We start from the raw sequence: 23,295 nt of genomic DNA, 5'->3' as shown, positions 1-23,295 counted from the left end.
TAATAAATGTGCTGGTGTGGCTCAATTGGCAGAGCAGCTGACTTGTAATCAGCAGGTTATCGGTTCAAGTCCGATCATCAGCTCCATAAGTGGTGGAATTCCCGAGTGGCCAAAGGGGGCAGACTGTAAATCTGTTGTCGGACGACTTCGAAGGTTCGAATCCTTCTTCCACCACCAATAAGGTCGCATAGCTCAGCTGGGAGAGCACCTGCCTTACAAGCAGGGGGTCACAGGTTCGATCCCTGTTGCGACCACCATTAAAACATAATAAATGCGCTGGTGTGGCTCAATTGGCAGAGCAGCTGACTTGTAATCAGCAGGTTATCGGTTCAAGTCCGATCATCAGCTCCACAAGTGGTGGAATTCCCGAGTGGCCAAAGGGGGCAGACTGTAAATCTGTTGTCGGACGACTTCGAAGGTTCGAATCCTTCTTCCACCACCATTTATAAAAAACAAAATATTGATATGCTGGTGTGGCTCAATTGGCAGAGCAGCTGACTTGTAATCAGCAGGTTATCGGTTCAAGTCCGATCATCAGCTCCATATGTGGTGGAATTCCCGAGTGGCCAAAGGGGGCAGACTGTAAATCTGTTGTCGGACGACTTCGAAGGTTCGAATCCTTCTTCCACCACCAGAAAGAGACACTATTAATTAAGTGTCTCTTTATTAAAATAATATCTTAATAAAATAGAATAATTAGTATTTATATACTCTTATCCAGAGAGGTGGAGGGAAAAAGGCCCTATGAAACCCGGCAACCAGTGAGAAATCACTACGGTGCCAATTCCGGTAAAGAAATTCTTTACAAGATGAGAGAAGATAAATTTAGTGTATAACTAAAATCTCTTCTTAAATCTTTAAAGGTTTGAGAAGAGATTTTTTTATTAACAAAAATATTTTAAAGGCGCGCATTAAAATAAAGTTTGTTAATTAAGCTTTAAAGATATTATTTTGAATCGTGGGAAGATAAATTAAGTTATTTGTTTAAATAAACAGGGTTGGAATAAATAAAATGAAAGGGGTGAATTAGCTATCTTATTATGATAGTAAGATAGCCTTAGCCATGAGAAGATTATTTACATCAGAATCAGTTACTGAAGGGCATCCAGATAAAATATGCGACCAAATTTCAGATGCAGTTTTAGATGCTATATTTGCAAAAGATCCAAACGCAAGAGTTGCTTGTGAAACAGCTGTTACTACAGGATTAGTAATGGTAATGGGAGAAATAACAACTAATTGTTATGTTGATATCCCTAAAATAGCTAGAGAAACTATAAAAAGTATAGGATATGATAGAGCTAAATACGGTTTCGACTGTGAAACTTGTTCAGTTATGACTACAATAGATGAGCAATCATCAGATATCGCTATGGGTGTTGATGAAGCTTTAGAATCAAGAGCTGGAGAAAAAATTGACATAGATGCAGTTGGAGCAGGAGACCAAGGAATGATGTTTGGTTTTGCTACTAATGAAACTGAAGAATTTATGCCAGCACCAATAGCTATGGCTCATAGATTATCAAGAAGATTAACAGAAGTAAGAAAGAACGGAACTTTACCTTACTTAAGACCAGACGGAAAAACACAAGTTACTGTTGAATATGAAAATGACAAACCAGTTAGAATAGATGCAATAGTAATTTCAACACAACATGGTCCAGAAGTATCTCAAGAACAAATACAAGCTGATTTAATGGAACATGTTATAAAAGCTGTTATACCAGCAGAGTTATTAGATGAAAATACTAAGTATTATATAAATCCAACAGGAAGATTCGTTATCGGTGGACCTCAAGGAGATGCTGGATTAACAGGAAGAAAGATCATAGTTGATACTTACGGTGGATATGGAAGACACGGCGGTGGTGCTTTCTCAGGAAAAGACCCAACTAAAGTTGATAGATCAGCTGCATACGCTGCTAGATGGGTAGCTAAAAACTTAGTTGCTGCAGGAATCGCAGATAAATTAGAAGTTCAAGTTGCTTATGCTATAGGAGTTGCTAAACCAGTATCAATTATAGTAGATACTTTTGGAACTGGAAAAATATCAGACGAAGAAATAGTTAATATAATAAATAAAGTGTTTGATTTAAGACCAGGAGCTATAATAAGAGATTTAGATTTAAGAAGACCTATATATAGACAAACTGCTGCTTATGGGCACTTTGGAAGAACAGATTTAGATCTTCCATGGGAAAACTTAAACAAAGTTGAAGAAATAAAGAAATATCTTTAATATATAGAAAAGCTTAGGATTTTATATCCTAAGCTTTTTATTTTTCTATAAATTTATTATTTTAAGATGAACTAGTAATTTTAAAATTAAGATAAAATAAAAAAGCACTTTGAAAAATCAAAGTACTTTTTTTATATTAAGCTTTATAAACTAATTTTCCATTAACTATTACATATTTTATATCTATATTATCATCAAAAAGAATTAAGTCAGCATCATAGCATTCTTTAATTAATCCTTTTTTATCATCAACTTTACAGTGTTTAGCTCCATTATAAGTAGCCATTTTTATAACTTCATTAAGTGGATAATTAGTGTTTTTAAATATATTTTTAACTGCCACATCTAAAGTTAAAATTGATCCTGCTAAAGAGCCACTCAATAATCTTGCAGCTCCATTTTTAACTTCAACATCTTGTCCTCCTAATGAATACATTCCATCAGGCATACAGCAAGCCATCATAGCATCAGTTATTAATAAAACCTTATCTGTTCCTTTTTGTTTATAGGCAACTCTTAAGCTTGGATATGCTATGTGAATACCATCTGAGATTGTTTCAGTAGTTATTTCACTATCAAAAACAGCACCTACAACTCCAGGTTCTCTATGAGTAAATGGAGTCATTGCATTGAATAAATGAGTGGCATGAGAGCATCCACACTTTATTCCTTCCATAGCTTCTTCATAAGTAGCTTTAGTATGTCCCATTGAAACAACTATACCTTTTTCACTTAAGAATTTAGTAAGTTCTTTAGCACCTTCTACTTCAGGAGCAAGAGTTATTGAAACAACATCATCTTCATGTTCTCCAACTAATTTATAGAAGTTTTCTTTTGTTGGAGGGATTAAGAAATCAGGATTTTGAGCACCTATTGCACTTGGGCTTATAAATGGGCCTTCTAAGTGAGCACCTAAAACATTAGCTCCATCTGTTCCTTCAGTTTTTGCTTTATGAATAGCTTCCATTGATTTGCATACGTCTTCAGCAGCTACAGTCATTGTTGTTGGTAAAAATGAAGTAGTACCATGTTTAACTATAACCTTTGATATTTCATTTATAGCTTCATAAGTGCCATCCATAGTATCGTGACCACCAGCACCGTGTATATGAACATCTATAAATCCTGGAGATAGGAATAAGCCTTCTCCATCAATTACTTCACAATCACATTCTTCTTTAGGATTTATAGCCTTTATCTTTCCGTTTTCTATAAGTATATTTCCTTTTTCAATCTTATCTAAATATACTATATTACAGTTTTTTATTAACATACGAATCACCTTCCTCATAATAATCTTAAAATTTTAATTTGTGTAAGTCAACAAAATAAGCACTATGATTTAAATTTAATAATTGTGATATAATTAATAGTAATAACAATTCAAGAGAAACCTTTTAGGAGGTAATATGGAAGCATTAAATGGAATAGTTGAGAGTATAGTATTTAAAAGCTCAGATACAGGGTATACAGTTATAAAATTTAGAGAAAATAATATTATTCATACAGCAGTGGGAGTTTTACCACATGTAAAAGAAGGTCAAAATTTAAAAATTACAGGAAGTTGGGTTAACCATTCCCAGTTTGGAAAACAATTTAAGGTAGAAGAATGTGAAGAGATATTACCTACTTCAAAGGATGGAATAGAAAAATATTTATCTTCTGGGATAATACAGGGGATAGGGCCTGTTACGGCAAAAAAAATTGTAAATAAATTTGGAGAAGATACTCTTAATATTTTAGATAATAATATTGAGAGATTAAAAGAAATAGAAGGAATAGGTAAAAAGAAGTTAGAGACCATAATTGAGTCTTATAGAGAACAAAGAGAATTAAAAAATATAACTATATTTTTGCAAACCCATGGATTAAGTGTAAATCAATGTTTGAAGATTTATAAAAAATATGGAGCTAGTTCAGTTGATACAGTTAAAAATAATCCATATATACTTTGTGATGAAATTTCAGGAATAGGATTTAAGACTTCTGATAAGATTGCTAGAAGTTTAGGAATAGAAATTGACTCACCTTTTAGAATTCAAAGTGGTATAAGATACGTAATAAATGAATTTTGTGCTAATGGACATACTTTTATGCCAAAGGATGAACTTATAAAGGAAGCAAGTAATGTATTAACTGTAAGTGGAGATATAATAGAAGAAAATATTAAAAATGCAGCTTTAGATAGAAAAATAAAGTTAGAGAAAGTTAATGATAAAGAAGGTGTTTTCACAATACCTAATTATTATTGTGAGCTTGGAATAACTAATAGGATTTTAACTTTAGCTATAAGCAATTTCCAAGATATAAGTGTAGATGTTGAGCACTTAATACTTCAATTTGAAAAGAAAAATAATATAACTTTTGCAGAATCCCAGAAAGATGCTATAATAAGTGCTTTTCAAAATGGAATAGAGATAATAACTGGGGGACCAGGAACAGGAAAGACCACTATAATAAAGTGTATAATTGAAATTTTTGAAACTTGTGGTTTGAAGGTTCTTTTGGGAGCACCTACTGGAAGAGCGGCTAAAAGAATGAGTGAATCTACAGGAAAAGAAGCTACTACAATACATAGAATGCTTGACATGGGAGTCTTTGAAAAAGAAGAAAGTGTTTTTGTAACCAATGCAGAGGAACATTCCTTAGAGGCTGATGTGGTTATAATAGATGAGGCATCAATGATTGATATAACTTTAATGAATGCTTTACTTAAATCTATTAAGGTAGGTACTAGGCTTATAATAGTAGGAGATGTTGATCAGCTTCCATCAGTAGGAGCTGGAAATGTATTAAATGATTTTATAGAGAGTGGATTTACAAAGGTTGTACGTCTAAAGGAAATATTTAGACAAGGAAAAGAGAGTATGATTGTAGTAAATGCACATAAAATAAATAAAGGTGAGATGCCTAAGTTAAATGAAAAAGGTACTGATTTCTTCTTCATAAGAAATGATATTCAAGAGGGAATATTAAATACTATTATAGATTTAATAAATACTAGGTTGCCTAAGTTTAACTCAAATTGGGATAAGTTAAAAAGTATACAGGTTTTAGTTCCTATGAAAAAGGGTGTATTAGGAGTTACAAATTTAAATGAAAGAATTCAAAATGTCTTAAACCCAAAGGCTCCATATAAAAAAGAAAAAGAATTTAGAAGTATGGTATTTAGAGAGGGAGATAAGGTTATGCAGATAAAGAATAACTACTCTCTAAAATGGACCAGAATAGCTGGAAAAGGTGAGCATGAAGGCTTGGGTGTATTTAATGGAGATATGGGATTTATAGAAAGTATAGATTTAGAAGGGAAAAAACTATCTATAATCTTTGATGATGAAAGAAGAGTTATTTATGATTTTATGTATTTAGATGAATTAGATTTAGCTTATGCAATCACAATACATAAAAGTCAAGGAAGTGAATTCCCTGTAGTAATAATACCTGCATATATGGGTGCACCATTACTTATGAATAGAAATTTATTATATACAGGAATAACTAGGGCAAAAGAAATGGTTGTAGTAGTTGGAATACCTAAAGCATTAAAATATATGGTTGATAATACAAGGAGTATGGAACGTTATTCCTCTTTAAATTGGAGAATAAAAGAAGTAATATCTAATGAGGTTTTTGAACAAGATTAAATTAGGGGGATTTAAAAGTGAGCTTATATGGCAATAATTTAAGGGTTGAGAATAGATATAGTCATATATTAAAGAAATGGTATGTAAAAAGCAATGATAGGTTTATAAATTTGATATGTGAGCCCTATCAAAAGTTGAACTTTATTGAAAGTTTAATTGGTGATTGTTTAATAAATAATGAAAAAGTTTTGTATGTAGGTAAGAGTAGAAAAGTTTGTAAGAATGAGCAATTAAATTCTATGAATTTTGATTTTATAAATTTTAATAATATTTTTAATATAAAAAAGAATTTTGATTTAATAATATATGATGATGTAAGCTTATATTCAAATAAGAGTAGTATTGAATGCAACGAGGATTTAATGTACTTAAAACGCCTATCTAAGAAAATAGTAATATGTTCAGTAGATAAGGTATTTAATAATATAAAGCACATAGAAATATTAAATAATCAAAGAAAAACACATTTCTTAGAGCCGAGACTAATAACAACTAGAGTTAATTTAGAAACTTCAATGCCTTATACCTTATATGATTATATTGAATGGTTTATAAGAGAAAAGAGAATCTTGGTTGTATATGTTCCAAATAAATTTAACTTAAATAAAATTTATGAATATTATACTGAGGATTTAAATTTAGAAAATAAGGTTAAAATAGTAAAAGAAGATAAAAAGAATTCCTTTTTAAATATAGTAAATGAAAGTAGATTTAAAAAAGAAGGGATTATTTTTATAACAGATTCATTACATGAATATTTTGATTCTATTCCAGAATGTGATATGGTGATCTATTCTTTTGAAAAAGATATTGTTGATTACAAAAAAATAATATTTGCCTGTGGAGCTTTATGCAAAGATAAATGCACTGGAAGAGAAGTAATATTATTAAGTAATGAAGAGGGAGATAACATAGAAACTGCTAGGAGGTTAGCAAGAGGCTTTAATAAAACTTTATGGAGAGAGTCAGAGATAAGGTAGATTATTTATTTCAATGTTTTTTAGAAGCTATTTATCCAACAGAAGAAAAGTGTTATGTATGCAATAAAGATGGAGAAAAAATAATTTGTGATAAATGCAAAGGTAAAATACAAAAGTTAAATGAAACTCTGATTATTGAAGAATGTGAAATGTTAATCTGTTCTTATTATTCTTTTATAGTTAAGGATTTAATATTAAGACTTAAATATAAAGGAGATTTTCATGCTGGTGAAATATTAGTTATGTTACTAGAAGAAAAAATAAAAGAATCAAATTTAGATGTTGATTTTATAACATATGTTCCCGTAGCTAAGGATTCCCTTAGAAAGAAGGAATTTAACCAATGTGAATATTTATCAAAAGAATTAGGAAAGCGACTAGGGATTAAATCCATAGAAACTTTAAAAAAGAAAAATAAAGTAAAAGAACAAAAGTCATTATCTAAAGAAGAAAGAGAAAAAAATGTGAAAAATGCTTTTTATCTTAAAAGATATAGGAATTTAGAAGGAAAAAGTATTATACTTTTAGATGATGTAATGACTACTGGTTCTACATTAAAGGCCTGTGTAAGAGAACTAAAAAAAATTAAAGATATTAAGATTTTTTTATTGACTATTGCTAAAAGTAATATATAATAGTAATGTAGCTAGGTTTGTGGTTGAAAGTCGATGCCAGTCGCAGGCGAAACGATCCACGTAAGTTAAACAAAGTTTTAATGAGCATGGTGCGGCTTAGAAGTAAGACCTACCAGCCAATAAAGGCTGAGAGGGTTAGTAGTGAGAGGTTAACTCCGGGTAGCGAAAGCTCCAGTAGGCGAGTGTGGGGTCAAAGACCAGGTCAACTAGCTATAAAAAGGGACTATGATTTTCATGGTCCTTTTTTATTTTTTGTCAAGTTACATCTGTTATAAATAAATTAAGTAAAGAGAAGATTTAATTAGACAATTAAGATCTATATTATAAAAAATTAAGTTAATTAAAATAATTAAAACTTGTATAAAATCCTTTAACAGAGTACAATTATAGTATAATATTTAAACCTTTACATTGTTTAAGGTTACTTGTTTTTTTGAAAGGGGCTGACGATATGAAAGTAACAGTACATGCTAAGAATATAGAGTTAACAAATGCTTTAAAGGATTGTGTAGAAAAGAAAATATCCAAGTTAAGCAAGTATTTTGAACCAGGAGTTGAAGCAAAGGCCACTTTAAGCGTAGAGAAAAATAAACAAATCATAGAAGTTATGATTCCTTTTAATGGAATATTATTAAGAGGTGAAGAATCTACAGACGATATGTATAAGTCAATAGACTTAGTTGAAGAAAAAATCGAAAGACAAATAAGAAAACAAAAAACTAGATTATCAAAGAAAAATAGATATGATTCATTAAGATTTGCTCATATAGATCCAATAGAGGATATGAAAGAAGAAAAAGAAGCAAAAATAGTAAAAACTAAAAGATTTGATGTTAAGCCAATGGGAGCTGAAGAAGCCGTTTTACAAATGGAGCTTATAGGACATGACTTCTTTGTATTCCAAGATCCAGAGACAAATCAACTAAATGTAGTTTATAAAAGAAAAGATGGTAATTATGGTTTAATTGAACCAGGATTAGGCGAAGAATAATAGAATAAATATAAAAAAAGATGTAGGTTTTTACCTACATCTTTTTATTTTTATGTAAAAGTTTTATCTAAATTATTACATTTATTGAAAATAGGTTACTATAAATGGTATAATCTAATGAGAATTATTTTAAATAATTTTTTTGGAAAATTTAGAATAATGTATATATGTGTTATAATGAGATAATTATTAGAATATTAAGCATATAAGAAAGTAGAATTGAGGGATATTATAATGGGATTATTTGATAAAATATTTGGAAGTTATAGCGATAGAGAAGTTAAAAGAATAACACCTATTGTAGACAAAATAGATTCGCTTGGGCCTGAAATGGAAAAACTATCTGATGAAGAATTAAAGCAAAAAACATTTGAATTTAAGGATAGATATGCTAAAGGAGAAAGCTTAGATGATATGCTTCCAGAAGCTTTTGCTGTTTGTAGAGAAGCGTCAACAAGAGTTTTAGGAATGAAACACTATAGAGAGCAATTAATTGGGGGTACAGTGTTACACCAAGGAAGAATAGCAGAAATGAAAACTGGTGAAGGTAAAACATTAGTTGCTACTTTACCTGTTTATTTAAATGCTATAGCTGGTAAAGGTGTTCATGTAATTACAGTTAATGATTATCTTGCAACAAGAGATAAAGAGTGGATGGGTCAATTATATGAATTCTTAGGATTAACTACTGGGGTTATAGTTCATGGATTAACTAATGATCAAAGAAGAGAAGCATATAATGCAGATATAACTTATGGAACAAATAATGAGTTTGGATTCGATTATTTAAGAGATAACATGGTTATTTACAAAGAAGAAAGAGTTCAAAGACCATTACACTACTGTATAGTGGATGAGGTTGACTCAATTCTTATAGATGAAGCAAGAACTCCTCTTATAATTTCAGGTGCAGGAAGTAAATCAACAGATCTTTATAAGATAGCTGATTTCTTCGTTAAGAAATTAAGAGAAGAAGAAGATTATACAATAGATGAAAAAGCACATGCTGCAATGCTTACTGATAAAGGGGTTGCAGAGGCAGAAAAGGCTTTTGGAATAGAAAACTACGCAGATGCTAATAACATGGAATTACAACATCATATTACTCAAGCCTTAAAAGCTAACTATGTAATGAAGAGAGATAAAGATTACATGGTTAAAGATGATGAAATAGCTATAGTCGATGAATTTACAGGAAGACTTATGGAAGGTAGAAGATACTCAGATGGTCTTCACCAAGCTATTGAAGCTAAGGAAGGTGTTAAAGTTCAAAGAGAATCTAAGACTTTAGCAACTATAACATTCCAAAACTATTTCAGAATGTACACTAAATTAGCAGGTATGACAGGTACTGCACTTACTGAGGAAACTGAGTTTAGAGAAATATATGGACTAGACGTTGTTGTTATTCCAACTCATAGACCAGTTCAAAGGGAAGACCATTCAGATTTAGTATTTAAAACTGCTAAAGGAAAATATGATGCCATAGTGGAAGAAATAATAGAAACTCATAAGACAGGTCAACCAGTCTTAGTTGGTACAACTAGTATAGAAAAATCAGAATATCTTTCATCTTTATTAAAGAAAAAAGGTGTTCCGCATAAGGTTTTAAATGCTAGATACCATGAGCAAGAAGCTGAAATTGTATCTCATGCAGGTGAGTTAGGTAACATAACAATTGCAACTAACATGGCTGGTAGAGGTACTGATATTAAACTTGGAGAAGGTGTTTTAGAAGTTGGTGGTTTAAAAATCATAGGTACTGAAAGACACGAATCAAGAAGAATAGATAACCAGCTTAGAGGACGTTCTGGTCGTCAAGGAGATAAAGGTCATTCAAGATTCTATATCTCTTTAGAGGATGATTTAATGAGAATATTTGGCTCAGAAAAACTTCAATCTGTTGTTGATAGATTAGGATTAGAAGAAACTGAGGCTATTGAAAGTAAAATGGTTACTAAATCAATAGAAAATGCTCAAAAGAAAGTAGAAGGTAACAACTTTGATATAAGAAAAACATTATTAGGATACGATGATGTTATGAATAAACAAAGAGAAGTTATCTATAAGCAAAGATCACAAGTTTTAGAGGGTGAAAACTTAGAAGACAGCGTTCAAGCTATGATTGAAGATGTTGTAACTAGTGCTGTTCAAGCTCACTTAGGAAATATTGATGAAGATGATTTTGAAAAAGAACTTGGAGATTTAATAAAATACTTAGAAGATATAATGTTACCACATGGTAAATTCACTGTAGAAGAATTAAAAACTTCTTCAAATGAAGAAATTACTAGAAAATTCATTGAATGTGCTAGGGAAATCTACAAGGAAAAAGAAGAGTTCGTTGGCTCAGAGCAAATGAGAGAAATTGAAAGAGTTATAATCTTAAGAGTTGTTGACACTAAGTGGATGGATCACATAGATGATATGGATCACTTAAAACAAGGTATTGGATTAAGAGCTTACAAACAACAAGATCCAACTCAAGCTTACCAAATGGAAGGTAGTGCTATGTTTGATGAAATGATAAATAACATCAAAATAGACACAGTAAGATACTTATTCCATGTAAAAGTTGAAGCTGAAAAACCACAAAGAGAGAGAGTTGCTAAGGAAACAGGAGCAAGTCATGGTGGAGACTCTCAAGAAGTAAAGAAAAAACCAGTTAAAAAAGAGCCTAAAGTAGGTAGAAATGATTTATGTCCATGTGGAAGTGGAAAAAAATATAAATCATGTTGTGGAAGAGAAGTAGTTTAATATAAAAAAAGCCTTTGCATTATTTGCAGAGGCTTTTTTATATAATTTTATTAATAAATAAAATGCTATGAATTGTACATATAATATTGGAATGACTTGAACTTCTACTGATATTCAATTTTTAAAAAAATATTTTTATGAACTTTAAGATTATATTTAGATTTTTACTAAATATGATTTTATTGTTTTAAATAGCTATAAAATGATATACTTTATAATATCAAAATAATTAAAGCTAGGGGTGAAGTTTTTATGATTATGGAACTTGAAAATCAATTATCAAAGTTACATGAACTAAAAAATAATTTAAAGGAAATGGGGGCTTCACTTTGACTTAGCATCTTTAGAGAAGAAAAGTGCAGAATTAGAGCTTAAGATGCAAGAGGCGGGATTTTGGGATGATGTCCAAAAGGCCCAAGAAGTAACCCAAGAAGCAAAAAGAGTAAAAGATAAAATTGATAAGTTTAAAAATTTAAATGAAAGAATAGATGATGTAGAAGTATTAAAAGAGCTTATGGAAGAAAATGACGAGGAAACAGCTAAGGAGATAATAAGCGAAGTTAAGGCTTTAAGTAAAGAGGTAGATACATTAAAAATAGAGACAATTCTTTCTGGGGAATATGATAGAAATGATGCCATATTAACACTTCATACAGGTGTTGGTGGAAGCGATGCTAATGATTGGACAGAAATGCTTCTTAGAATGTACACAAGATGGTGTGAAAAGAAGGGATATTCCTTAGAAACTATTGATTATTTACCTGGAGATGAAGCAGGAGTAAAAAGTGTTACGTTAAAAGTTAAAGGTGAATTTGCTTATGGATATTTAAAGGCTGAAAAGGGTATTCACAGATTAGTTAGAATATCACCTTTTAATGCTAATGGTAAAAGGCAAACTTCCTTTGCTTCAGTAGAAGTTTTACCAGAGTTAACATCAGATCAAGATATAGAAATAAATCCTGTAGACTTAAGAATAGACACTTATAGAGCCGGTGGAGCTGGTGGTCAGCATGTAAATAAAACTGAGTCAGCAGTAAGAATTACTCATATTCCAACTGGAATAGTAGTTCAATGCCAAAATGAGAGAAGTCAGTTTTCTAATAGAGATACTGCTATGGGAATGTTAAAGTCTAAACTTATAGAACTTAAAGAGAGAGCTCATAAGGAAAAAATAGAGGATTTAACAGGTGAATTAAAAGATATGGGATGGGGAAGTCAGATAAGAAGTTATGTTTTCCATCCATATTCAATGGTTAAGGATCATAGAACTAATGTTGAGACATCTAATGTTAACGGAGTAATGGATGGAGATATAGATAATTTTATAATTGCCTATTTAAATTCATAAAAAGGTGACTATATAAAAAACTTATAAATAGATTATGAGAATTAATGAATTAAACTAAGAATTTTAAGTAATTACTTTGAAAACATCTTAAAAACTATTAAGCAGCTAGCCTAGTATTTAGTTTTTTAGATTAACTTTTCTATATAGGGGCTTAAATTCTAATTTTAATTTAAATATTCTTTTAATACTATTTATAAGTTATTTTTGTATAAGCACTTTTAAATTTTATCTTTTTTAATTATATAATTTAACTTTTTAACTTTAATATTAAACAAATTAAAGCTGATAATATTAGCAATATAAGAACTTTTGAGTCTAATAAGAATAATCCAGAGGATGAGTAAGCTGAGTCAAATATTTCGCTCCATACCACAGAGAAGCTTCTATCTATGGCTGTAGGACTTATATATTCAATTTTATCTTCTGGAGTGTGAATTCTTGTTACATCACCATCATTTATTGTTATTGCATCAAAACCTTCTTTAATAAAGCTTGCGTGGTCAGAGGAATCTTTATTTTCTATAATATTAGTTATGTTCTTTTCATTACAAATTTCACAAAGCCTATCTAGTAAATCACTGTGGAAACAAGTATCTTCTCCTGCCATAAATGTGAGTGGGATATCTTTATCACTTCCAATCATATCAAAGTTAATAACTGTAGCGTTTTTTAATAAGTCTTTATTTTCTTTAGCAAAATTTTTAGAACCTAGTAATCCGAATTCTTCAGCATTTAGAGAGACTATTATTATATCCCTTGATGGTTGAGGAAGAGAAGCTAGGAAAGAACTTAATTCTAATAAAAATGAAGCACCAGAAGCATTATCTAAAGCACCTCTATAAATTTCACCAGAAAGTCCTTTTCCCATATGATCAAAATGAGCTGTTAAGACTAAAGGGGGTAAAAATGGATTTTTACCTTTTATAATTCCAGTAACATTGTTAACAACTTTCTCTTTAACCTCATAAGGGATAAAACAGTCTATTTTGTAACCTTTATTTAAATATGTCTCTAGTTCTTTTATAAGATTTGGAGCTACTACCACATATAAGTCACAAGGTGTATCCTCAATAAAAGAGCTTCTAAAATTAAAAGAATCTACTGGAGATGAGAGAAATACAACACTGTTATTAGATGAAGAAGTTCCTTTCATTATTGTAGGAAGAACTTTAAATTCATTTGTATTATCAAAAGTTATATGATTTACCCTAAAGTTTATAAAGGCTTCTTTAAAATCTACTCCATATTTATATGAAGATACTAACTTATTATTTTTATCGTAAACTTTTAAATAAGGCTCTCCTTCAACTAAAATAGGGGCTTTTACATTGAAATCTTGAAGATAACTAGAATTAAGTTTTTTTATGTTTGATTTAATAAAAGAATTTTCAATGAATTCTTGAGCTAAGTAATTACCTTCATTTCCGCAAAGTCTTCCTTCTAATTCATCAGAGGTTAAGTATTCTATATTCTTTAAAACACCTTCTCTTTCAAAGGGATCAAGCCTATTTTTATAAACTAGAGAGAGTTGTATAAGCAAAATAAATGTACAAAGAAGTATATTTATTGTGGCTATATATAATTTTTTCATATTATCCTCCATAAATAATTAGGTTATAATTAAAAGTATGAGATTTAAATTATGTTTATTCAAAAAATTACTATTAATATTAAATTAATAGATAAAACATAGGAGGACATTATGGACAATATAAATCATATTTTATCAAAGGAACTTGGTATTTCATTAAAACAGGTAACAAGCGTTATAGAAATGTTAGATGAAGGAAATACAGTACCTTTCATAGCTAGATATAGAAAAGAAAGAACTGGTGGATTAACAGATGAGGTTCTAAGAAAATTTAATGAGAGATTAACATATTTAAGAAATTTAGAAAGTAGAAAAGAAGATGTTTTAAGAATAATAGAGGAGCAAGAAAAATTAACTCCAGAATTAAAACTAAAAATTGAGAAAGCTACTACCCTTACTGAGGTTGAAGATATATATAGACCTTTTAAAGCTAAAAAGAGAACAAGAGCTACTATGGCTGTTGAAAAAGGATTAAAGCCATTAGCAGAGCTTATTCTATCAGGAGAGTTTAATGGTGATATAGTAGAAGAGGCTAATAAATATATTAATGAAGAAAAAGGTGTTAAAAATGAAGAGGAAGCTCTTCAAGGGGCTATGGATATTATAAGTGAAATAATATCTGATAATGCTGATTATAGAAAATGGATTAGAAATTTTGTTCAAAAGGATGGAATAATTCAGGTAAAGGGAAGCAGTGAAGAACAAACACCTTATGAAATGTATTATGATTATAAGGAGCCTGTTAGAACAATTCCATCTCATAGAATATTAGCTATAAATAGAGGAGAAAAAGAAAAAATTCTTTCAGTTAAAGTAACTTGTAATGATGATATAATTATAGATTATTTAAATAAAAAAGTTTTAAAGGGAAATAAAATTACTGATAAGTATTTAGAAGAAAGTATAAAGGACTCCTTTAAAAGACTTATATATCCTTCAATAGAAAGGGAAATAAGAAGTGAATTAACCTCTAAGGGAGAAGAGGGAGCAATTGATATATTTAAGGCTAATTTAAAAGCTCTCTTAATGCAAGCTCCTATTAAGGGAAAAGTTGTAATGGGATTTGACCCTGGATTTAGAACTGGATGTAAGGTAGCAATCTTAGATGAAACAGGAAAATTTGTTGAGAATACAACAGTTTATCCAACAGCCCCTCAAAATAGAATTGATGAAACAATAAGTACACTTAAAAAACTTATTAAAAAACATGGAGTTCAAGTTATTTCTTTAGGAAATGGAACAGCTTCAAGAGAATCAGAAGAAGTAATTGCAAAGATGCTTAAGGAAATAAAAGAGGAAACAGGAAAAGAATTATTTTATGTTATAGTTTCTGAGGCAGGTGCTTCTGTTTATTCAGCATCAGAACTTGCAAATAAGGAATATCCAGACTTAGATGTAACTGTAAGAGGAGCAATTTCTATAGGAAGAAGACTTCAAGATCCATTAGCTGAGCTTGTTAAAATAGATCCTAAGGCTATAGGAGTAGGACAATATCAACATGATGTAACTCAGAAAAAACTTGATGAATCCTTAGCAGGGATAGTTGAGGATTGTGTTAATAATGTAGGAGTAGATTTAAATATAGCAACTCCATCATTATTAAGTTATATTTCAGGGATAAATGCTTCAATAGCTAAAAATATTGTTGATTATAGAGAAGAAAATGGTAAGTTTAAAAGTAGAAAAGAGCTTTTAAAAGTTAAAAGATTAGGACAAAAAGCTTATGAACAATGTGCAGGATTCTTAAGAGTTATGGAAAGCAAAGAAGCTTTAGATAATACTTCAGTTCATCCAGAGTCATATAAAGTAGCTAAGGAACTTATAAAAACTTTAGGATATACAGAAGAAGATTTAAAAAATGGCAAATTAGTAGATATAGATGAGAGAGTAAAAGCAAAAGGAATTTCTAACTTAGCAAAAGAATTAGAAGTTGGAGAACCAACACTTAATGATATTATAAAGGAAATTAAAAAGCCTGGAAGAGATCCAAGAGAGGAATTACCTAAACCAATATTTAAGTCTGGCGTAATAGAAATGAAAGATTTAAAACCAGGTATGATTTTAATGGGGACAGTTAGAAATGTATCTGATTTTGGTGCTTTTGTAGATATTGGAGTTCACCAAGATGGATTAGTTCATAAGAGCCAAATGGCAGATAGCTTTGTTAAACATCCACTTGATATAGTTAAGGTTGGAGATGTTGTAGAAGTTAGAATATTAGATGTTGATTTAAAAAGAAAGAGAATTTCATTATCAATGAAAAAAGAAGGTTAAGTTAGAAAATTAATTAAAATAAGTGAAAATTTTAGTAGATAAAAATATTTAATATATTGAAATTTATATAAAAAAGAGTTAAAATTATAACAAATGAAATAAAAAAAGTCTTCAGGGCGGGGTGTAAGTCCCCACCGGCGGTAAAGCCCGCGAGCTAGTTTTTAGCATGATTCGGTGAAATTCCGAGGCCGACAGTATAGTCTGGATGAAAGAAGATGAGTGTTTAATGATTTAAATTCTGAATCTATATGCCCTGATATAAGTATATGTATCAGGGCTTTTTTATTTGAAAAAAATCATTAAAGACTTAATAGCCCCAGAGGAAGTAACTTTTGGGAGGGGAAAAAATGAAAACAAAAACCTTAAACACAAACAGATTCATTAAACTATCACTTTTATCTGCAATTGCAGTAATACTTATGTATATTGACTTTCCGGTAATACCTATATTCCCATGGCTTAAGATTGATTTAAGCGATGTGCCTGCCCTTATGGGAGCCTTTGCTTTTGGTCCATTAGCAGGGGTAATAATAGAACTTATGAAAAATTTATTAATATTAATAATAAAGGGGACAGGAACAGGATTTGTAGGTGAGTTTGCTAATTTCTTAGTTGGAGTAGCTTTAGTATGGCCAGCAGCATTAGTTTATAAGAAAAATAAAACTAAGAAAACTGCTATTTTAGGAATGGTACTAGGAGTTTTATGTATAGAAGTGGTAGGAATATTAGCTAATGTTTATTTATTGCTTCCAGCATACGGTATGGCTATGTCAAAAACAGAGTTAATGCAATATGTAACAGTTGGATTAATCCCATTTAACGGAATAAAATCTATATTAGTTTGTGGAATAACATATGCTTTATATAAAAAGGTTTCTGTATCAATATTTAAGGTTGAACCTATGCTAGATAAACCAAAACAAATGAAAGAAAATTTAGGATAATAGAAAGGGACTATATCAAAATGATATAGTCCCTATTATTTTATATTAGTTTTAAAGATCTAGCTAAAAATAAATACTAATTAAAAATATAGTCTAAATATCATGTTTCCACATTATTATGGCGTTTTCTTTTGGATTATTGTAGAAGTTTTTTCTTATCCCTTCTTCCTTAAATCCATGCTTTTTGTAAAGGGATTGAGCAGGAATATTAGACTCTCTAACTTCTAAGGTAAGAGAATTTATATTATTTTCTTTACATAAAGTAATTAGATTATCTATTAAAAGATTTCCAACTCCTTGTTTTCTATATTCAGGATGAACTGCTACGTTAGTTATATCTCCCTCATGAAAAACAATCCACATTCCAACAAAGCCAATAACCTTGTCTCCATGTAAAGCAACAAGATATTTTGCTAGTTTATTAGAAAGTTCTTTTTCTATAGAATCTATATTCCAAGATTCTGCAAGACTAAGTTTACTTACTTCAAAAACGCCCTTAACATGGGAAGAATTCATAAGTTCTATTTTATATGAATTCATTATTTTAATCTCATTCTTTCTTCATATTCTCTTTCAGCTTGAGATTTTCTTAAGTATATAGGAGCATATGTATTTAAATCGTGAGAAACTCCTGACTCTAATAATCTTAATCCTAATTCTCCAACTGATGCTGCTCTTGGATAAGATGAATGACTAGGGGCAAAAGAGCAATTAGGAAAAGCTTCTTTTAAAGCTTCTTTGTGTTTGCTTATTCCATCTCCTACAAAGATAACATCCTCATTTTTTTCTTTTATTTTTTCAATTAAGTCAGTTAAAGAAATGCATTCTTTTTCACTAAGAGATACTAGCTCATCTCCTTCTTTTTTATATAGAGAAGCATATACATTTCCTCTAAGAGCATCTATAATAGGACAGATTATTCCATTAAGTCCTGAAATATTATAAGCTAAAGCATCAAGGGAAGAAACGCAAACAGAAGGTTTTTTACTTCCAAAGCTTAATCCTTTAACAGTTGCCATACCAATTCTAAGTCCAGTAAATGAACCAGGACCTTCACTAATAGCAAATCCGTCTAAATCTTTAATTTTTAGATTATTATACTTAAGTAAATCATCTATTAAGTCCATTAATAAAACGGAATGTTGTTTTTTATCATTTAAGTTTATTTCTCCTAGAACTCCTTTTTCACTAACAAGTGCGCAAGTAGCTGTGCTAGAAGATGAATCAATAGCTAATACTAACATTCTTTTATCTCCTTTATGTAGTTATATCTATCACCATAACCATTAATACTTATTTTTCTAAAATTTTCACCCATATCAGGTAATTTTTCTATTTTTATATGTATATACTCTTCAGGAATAAGTTCTTCTATGTAATTAGCCCATTCAATTAAGCTTACTCCATCACCAAAGATATATTCATCAAAGCCAATTGCTTCAATTTCATCGGGATCATTAACTCTATAAACATCAAAATGATAAAGAGTTAATCTTCCGCTATGATATTCATTAACTATATTAAAAGTTGGACTAGTTATATGCTCGTCAATTCCTAATCCTTCTGCAATTCCTTTACTTATATGAGTTTTGCCAGTTCCTAAGTCTCCAGTTAAACAAAGAATATCTCCTTTATTTACAAGAGAACCAAGTTGTCTTCCAATATGCATAGTTTTATCTACACTATCTACTATAAATTCCATAAAGAACTCCTTTCAAATTAACACTCTTTAATCATTCTATCCAAATTTAAAGAAAAAGAAAAGAGAGAGTAGATTTAATAAGGTATTTAAAGTTTTATTATGTTTCTTAAATAGTTAAAAATTCTCCTAATATTTAATAAAACATATACCTATAAAATTATTATAATATTAACAATAAAAGGGGAAAAGTATCTTTAATTAATACTTTGATAAATTTAATATAATTGGATAACTATGTAATAATATAATAGTATAATAATAGTATATAGTATGTAAATTTAGGAATTGGGGGGATTTGTATGTTAGTAAAAGCTATTATGACAAAGAAAGAAAATCTAGATTTAGTTGATTCTAATACTAAACTTAAAGATGCACTAAAAATCATGGAGGATAATAAGTTTTTATCAATTCCTGTAGTAGATGGAGATAAGTTTAGGGGCGCAGTGGCTAAAAGCTCTATCTATAAATATTACTTTAAACATAATTTAAGCAAAGATGAAGTATTAAATAATATTACTGTAGGTGAAATATTAAAAACAGAAGTTCCTATAATAAATAAATCAGAACATATAGAAAAGGCAGTATCCATGCTAGAAAGAATGAGAATTTCTTTTGTGGCTGTAGTAGATGAATTTGATAATTTCAAAGGAATACTAACTCATAAGGCAGTTTTTAGAGAATTTAACAATGCTTTTGGACTTAATAAAGGGGAAAGAATAGTAATAAGATCTTACGATGTCCCAGGACAATTATCAAAAATAACTAAGACAATATCTGAAGAAGGTGGAGATATATTAAGCATAGTTATTGTAGATACAAAGAGTTTAACTGATGTTAAAGAGGTTATAGTTAGGGTTAAAAGCATAGATGTTGAAAATATTAAAAAGAAATTAAAAGAGTCAGGATTTAAATTAGCATAGTAAACTATTATAAACACATAATTATAGAGCATATATAATATTGATTTTTTAAATTTATATTATATATGCTTTATTTTAATTGATGAAGATAATAGTGAAATGATGAAATAATTACTTTAAATTTAGCTAAATATATTTTTTTATTGTCAAATATTATATTGTTTTATTAGGGGATTAATATAGACTTTTTATTAAAAATAAAAAATTACATAAAAAACTCTTGCGTTAAGTTTATTTTTAATATATAATAAATTCTGTGTTCAGGGGTATGGCTCAATTGGTAGAGTAGTGGTCTCCAAAACCATTGGTTGTGGGTTCGAGTCCTACTGCCCCTGCCAATTAACACAATAAATAACATAATATTATAGGGGTATGGCTCAATTGGTAGAGTAGTGGTCTCCAAAACCATTGGTTGTGGGTTCAAGTCCTACTGCCCCTGCCAGAAAATCAGTGAATTAATTCACTGATTTTTTTTTTTTTTTTGCTTAATTTTAAATAAAAGATTATATTCTGAAAACATGTAAATTATATATAAATATTGTAAACAATTTCAGAACAATGTATAATGTTAAGGGTAAAGTTTAAAATTTAGGGGGATGAAAAATAGTGAGAAAACTAATTAAACCATTAAGTGTAGCTACAATGATGTTCTTATCATTAAATTTATGTTTTTTTAATGGTAAGGTTGTTAAGGGGGAAGAGATTTCTAATGAAACTAAGGTTACCATCTTAGGAACCTCAGATATACATGGAAGATTTGTTCCTTGGGAATATTCATCAGATACTGAAAATAAATCAGGAAGTTTATCACAAATATCAACAATTGTTAAAAAGGAGAGAAATGAAAATCCAAATTTAATTCTTGTGGATGCAGGTGATTCAATTCAAGATAACTTTGTTGAAACTTTTAATAAAGGACCTCACCAACCTATGGTTTTAGGTATGAATAAGATGAAATATGATGTTTGGGAAATGGGAAACCATGAATTTAATTTTGGATTAGATGTGCTTAAACATGTAACAAGTCAATTTGAAGGAAAGGTCTTAGCTGGTAATATCTATAATGATGATGGAACAAGATTTATGGATGGATATACTATTATAGAAAGAGATGGTATAAAGATAGGTATTATAGGTATGGATACTCAAATGATAAAAGAGTTTGAAAAACCATATAATATAAAAGGAATTGAATTTAGAGATCCAGTTAAAGAAACAAAAAAGATTATAAAAGAATTAGATGGAAAAGTTGATGCCATGATTGGAGTTATGCATATGGGATTAGATAATGAAAATGCTATTCCCAATACGGGTGTTACAGATATTGCTAATCAATGTCCAGAGCTTACAGCAATTGTAGGAGGACATATGCATAAGTTAGTTAAAAATGAGGTTGTAAATGGAGTTATTATAACTGAGCCAGGAAAGTATGGACAAGCTGTATCAAAAATAGATTTAACATTTAAAAAAGAAAATGGAAAAAATGTACTTAAAAATAAAAATGCAGATACTATCTCAGTAGCTAATGTAGAATCAGATAAAGAAATAGAAGATTTATTAAAACCTTTCCATGAGGAATTGCGTAAAGATGCTAACTCAGTTATTGGAAGACTTGAAGGGGTTAACATGGTAGATGAAGATTACATAAAAGGAATACCTACTATACATATAGAAGATACTCCATTAATTGATTTCTTTCATGAAGTAGGAAAGTATTATAGTAAAGCAGATGTAATAGCTTTATCTATAGATAATGATAAGGCTAAGTTAAATGTAGGAGATATAAAGAAGAAAGATATAGCTTATAACTATAGATATACTGGTGGAGAAATAAGCGTTTATGAAGTAACTGGAAAAGACTTAAAAAAATATATGGAATGGGCAGCTGGCTATTTTAATACATTAAATCCAAGAGATATTACTCCAAGTTTTAATCCTAAAAGAAGAGCGTCAAAGTATAGTACTAATGATATGTTTGGAGGAATAACTTACAAAATTGATTTAAGAGAAAAAGAAGGTAATAGGATTAAAGATGTTAAGTATAAAGATGGAAGAGAACTTAAGGATACAGATGTTTTAAAATTAGGAATGAATTCATATAGACTTGGACAATTACAAGGAAAAGGAGGAATCTTTGAAGGAAAAGAATTTAAAAAACTTTGGGATTCTAAGACAGCTTATGGAGAAGAAGAAGGAACAATAAGAAATTTAGCTATAGATTATATTAAAAATGTTAAAAATGGCCTTATAAATGCAAAAAAACAAAATAATTGGTGTCTATTAGGAATAGATCCAAATTCAGAAAACTATAAAAAGGTTAGAGATTTAGTTAATTCAGGAGAATTAAAAATACCTACATCAGAAGACGGAAAATATACTAATATAGCATCAATAAATGAAAAAGATTTACCTTTAGATAATAATACATCTAAAGAAAATGAGGAAAATATAAACTTAGATTCTATTAATAATAAAAATAATAATAAGGATCAAGGAGTTAATGAAGAAAGTAAAAAAGATGTGCTTAAAGTAGATGAAAACATAGAAAAACAAAAAAATAATAAAGAAAATAATTCAAATGGAGATAATACTTTAGTTAAAGAAGATAGTAAATCTAAAGAAGTGAATGAAAAAAATAATGAACAAACTAACATTGAGGAAGTTTCTAAAAAAGAAAATAAACTTCCTAACACAGGATCTCCTATAGGTGCAGAAGCTATGTCACAAATAGGTATGTTGTTATTAGGTGCAGGTGTAATATTAAAAAAGAAAAATAAAAAATAGATGCTACTTGGAATAAAATGGTTAATAATCCTTCTATTTCATAGGTTTATAATCTGAATTATGGTTAATATAATAGTGTAAGCAAGAGATAAACAAATTTCAAGCTTACAAATTACCAAAGCCAAAGGAGGAATTAGAAATGTCAAAATCATTAGTTCCAGAAGCAAAAAATGGATTAAGTAAATTCAAAAACGAGGTAGCTAGAGAATTAGGTGTACCATTCTCAGATTACAATGGAGATCTAAGTTCAAGACAATGTGGTTCCGTAGGCGGCGAAATGGTAAAAAGAATGGTAGAAGCTTACGAAAGTCAAATAAAATAATAAACCTTTCGCTAATACTGAATTAAAGAAAAAAGATTCATTAAAAAAATAGGAGTAATTATAATGATTATAAAATAACCATTATAAAAATCCTATATTATGACTCTAAAAATTTATAACAGGAGAAAGTGTTATGGAGGGTAAACCGCCAAAACATGATGCTT

17 protein-coding genes, 9 tRNA genes and 2 riboswitches are annotated in these 23,295 nt (G+C 29.6%); of the genes, 21 read left to right on the top strand and 5 right to left on the bottom strand.

What is annotated here, in order from left to right:
• Positions 1-10: 10 nt before the first annotated feature.
• The 8 genes from GOM42_RS12035 (at position 11) to metK (ending at position 2,239) form a co-directional block, all read left to right on the top strand.
• Positions 11-86: transfer RNA gene (locus tag GOM42_RS12035), tRNA-Thr, on the top strand.
• Positions 87-91: 5 nt separating this feature from the next.
• Positions 92-177 (top strand) — tRNA-Tyr (locus tag GOM42_RS12030).
• A 4-nt stretch (positions 178-181) separates the two neighbouring features.
• A tRNA-Val gene (locus tag GOM42_RS12025) sits at positions 182-257 on the top strand.
• Between the two features lie 18 nt (positions 258-275).
• A tRNA-Thr gene (locus tag GOM42_RS12020) sits at positions 276-351 on the top strand.
• Between the two features lie 5 nt (positions 352-356).
• Positions 357-442: transfer RNA gene (locus tag GOM42_RS12015), tRNA-Tyr, on the top strand.
• A gap of 25 nt (positions 443-467) precedes the next feature.
• Positions 468-543: transfer RNA gene (locus GOM42_RS12010), tRNA-Thr, on the top strand.
• Positions 544-548: 5 nt separating this feature from the next.
• Positions 549-634 (top strand) — tRNA-Tyr (locus GOM42_RS12005).
• A 76-nt stretch (positions 635-710) separates the two neighbouring features.
• A riboswitch (SAM riboswitch) is annotated at positions 711-816 on the top strand.
• A gap of 247 nt (positions 817-1,063) precedes the next feature.
• A complete protein-coding gene (gene metK / locus GOM42_RS12000) occupies positions 1,064-2,239 on the top strand; it encodes a methionine adenosyltransferase (protein ID WP_003478628.1) in 1,176 nt (391 codons plus the stop codon).
• A gap of 136 nt (positions 2,240-2,375) precedes the next feature.
• Here the strand turns inward: metK and nagA are convergent, their stop codons facing one another.
• A complete protein-coding gene (nagA, locus tag GOM42_RS11995) occupies positions 2,376-3,512 on the bottom strand; it encodes an N-acetylglucosamine-6-phosphate deacetylase (RefSeq protein WP_110077270.1) in 1,137 nt (378 codons plus the stop codon).
• Positions 3,513-3,648: 136 nt separating this feature from the next.
• Between nagA and GOM42_RS11990 the strand changes: the two genes are divergently transcribed.
• The 6 genes from GOM42_RS11990 (at position 3,649) to prfB (ending at position 12,594) form a co-directional block, all read left to right on the top strand.
• Complete coding sequence (locus GOM42_RS11990; RefSeq protein WP_003457380.1) at positions 3,649-5,883, top strand: ATP-dependent RecD-like DNA helicase; 2,235 nt, start codon at positions 3,649-3,651, stop codon at positions 5,881-5,883.
• A 17-nt stretch (positions 5,884-5,900) separates the two neighbouring features.
• Positions 5,901-6,863, top strand: a complete 963-nt coding sequence (locus GOM42_RS11985; RefSeq protein WP_003457387.1) for a hypothetical protein — start codon at positions 5,901-5,903, stop codon at positions 6,861-6,863.
• Entirely contained in the window at positions 6,839-7,498 is a 660-nt protein-coding gene (locus tag GOM42_RS11980; RefSeq protein WP_003457335.1) for a phosphoribosyltransferase family protein, read from the top strand. Before GOM42_RS11985 ends, GOM42_RS11980 begins: the two co-directional genes overlap by 25 nt.
• A gap of 451 nt (positions 7,499-7,949) precedes the next feature.
• Positions 7,950-8,489, top strand: a complete 540-nt coding sequence (raiA, locus tag GOM42_RS11975) for a ribosome-associated translation inhibitor RaiA (protein WP_003452413.1) — start codon at positions 7,950-7,952, stop codon at positions 8,487-8,489.
• A gap of 234 nt (positions 8,490-8,723) precedes the next feature.
• Positions 8,724-11,246: a preprotein translocase subunit SecA gene (gene secA / locus GOM42_RS11970; protein ID WP_003457334.1), complete on the top strand. Its 2,523-nt coding sequence runs from the start codon at positions 8,724-8,726 to the stop codon at positions 11,244-11,246.
• A gap of 252 nt (positions 11,247-11,498) precedes the next feature.
• Positions 11,499-12,594, top strand: a protein-coding gene (gene prfB, locus GOM42_RS11965; protein ID WP_110077269.1) for a peptide chain release factor 2 whose coding sequence is annotated in 2 segments (ribosomal slippage) — positions 11,499-11,576 and positions 11,578-12,594 — 1,095 coding nt in all. Because the reading frame shifts where the segments join, the coding sequence is not laid out codon by codon here.
• A 247-nt stretch (positions 12,595-12,841) separates the two neighbouring features.
• On the opposite strand, the gene GOM42_RS11960 is transcribed toward prfB, so the two are convergent.
• A complete protein-coding gene (locus GOM42_RS11960; protein WP_011591064.1) occupies positions 12,842-14,185 on the bottom strand; it encodes a M28 family metallopeptidase in 1,344 nt (447 codons plus the stop codon).
• Positions 14,186-14,296: 111 nt separating this feature from the next.
• On the opposite strand from GOM42_RS11960, the gene tex reads away from it, so the two are divergent.
• Together tex and GOM42_RS11950 are read left to right on the top strand one after the other, a co-directional pair.
• Positions 14,297-16,459 (top strand): RNA-binding transcriptional accessory protein Tex, encoded by a 2,163-nt coding sequence (gene tex / locus GOM42_RS11955; RefSeq protein WP_011591063.1) that lies wholly within the window; start codon positions 14,297-14,299, stop codon positions 16,457-16,459.
• Between the two features lie 103 nt (positions 16,460-16,562).
• Positions 16,563-16,680: riboswitch (FMN riboswitch) on the top strand.
• A gap of 126 nt (positions 16,681-16,806) precedes the next feature.
• The gene (locus GOM42_RS11950; protein WP_110077268.1) at positions 16,807-17,403 is read left to right on the top strand and encodes an ECF transporter S component; all 597 of its coding nucleotides are present in this window, start codon (positions 16,807-16,809) and stop codon (positions 17,401-17,403) included.
• Positions 17,404-17,496: 93 nt separating this feature from the next.
• Here GOM42_RS11950 and rimI read toward each other — a convergent pair whose 3' ends face one another.
• Genes rimI through tsaE form a run of 3 tightly spaced genes read right to left on the bottom strand, consistent with a single transcriptional unit; the run spans position 17,497 to position 19,105 of the window.
• Positions 17,497-17,943, bottom strand: a complete 447-nt coding sequence (gene rimI / locus GOM42_RS11945; RefSeq protein ID WP_003452514.1) for a ribosomal protein S18-alanine N-acetyltransferase — start codon at positions 17,941-17,943, stop codon at positions 17,497-17,499.
• Complete coding sequence (tsaB, locus tag GOM42_RS11940; protein ID WP_110077267.1) at positions 17,943-18,647, bottom strand: tRNA (adenosine(37)-N6)-threonylcarbamoyltransferase complex dimerization subunit type 1 TsaB; 705 nt, start codon at positions 18,645-18,647, stop codon at positions 17,943-17,945. Before tsaB ends, rimI begins: the two co-directional genes overlap by 1 nt.
• Positions 18,641-19,105, bottom strand: a complete 465-nt coding sequence (gene tsaE / locus GOM42_RS11935; protein ID WP_003452458.1) for a tRNA (adenosine(37)-N6)-threonylcarbamoyltransferase complex ATPase subunit type 1 TsaE — start codon at positions 19,103-19,105, stop codon at positions 18,641-18,643. Before tsaE ends, tsaB begins: the two co-directional genes overlap by 7 nt.
• Before the next feature lie 299 nt (positions 19,106-19,404).
• Here tsaE and GOM42_RS11930 point away from each other — a divergent pair, with 299 nt between their 5' ends.
• The 5 genes from GOM42_RS11930 (at position 19,405) to GOM42_RS11910 (ending at position 23,131) form a co-directional block, all read left to right on the top strand.
• Positions 19,405-20,025, top strand: a complete 621-nt coding sequence (locus GOM42_RS11930; protein WP_003457372.1) for a CBS domain-containing protein — start codon at positions 19,405-19,407, stop codon at positions 20,023-20,025.
• Between the two features lie 262 nt (positions 20,026-20,287).
• Positions 20,288-20,363: transfer RNA gene (locus GOM42_RS11925), tRNA-Trp, on the top strand.
• A gap of 28 nt (positions 20,364-20,391) precedes the next feature.
• Positions 20,392-20,467 (top strand) — tRNA-Trp (locus tag GOM42_RS11920).
• A 164-nt stretch (positions 20,468-20,631) separates the two neighbouring features.
• Positions 20,632-22,809 carry a 5'-nucleotidase C-terminal domain-containing protein gene (locus GOM42_RS11915; protein WP_110077266.1) on the top strand — a complete coding sequence of 726 codons (2,178 nt, stop codon included), beginning with the start codon at positions 20,632-20,634 and terminating at the stop codon, positions 22,807-22,809.
• Between the two features lie 139 nt (positions 22,810-22,948).
• Positions 22,949-23,131 carry an alpha/beta-type small acid-soluble spore protein gene (locus GOM42_RS11910; protein ID WP_003452440.1) on the top strand — a complete coding sequence of 61 codons (183 nt, stop codon included), beginning with the start codon at positions 22,949-22,951 and terminating at the stop codon, positions 23,129-23,131.
• Positions 23,132-23,295 lie beyond the last annotated feature (164 nt).

The organism is Clostridium sp. 16K-1-R1 (assembly GCF_023921145.1).
Lineage (GTDB): Bacteria > Bacillota > Clostridia > Clostridiales > Clostridiaceae > Sarcina > Sarcina perfringens.
The sequence above is the reverse complement of the archived record's forward strand: the minus strand, read 5'-3'. Positions and strand labels throughout refer to the sequence as shown.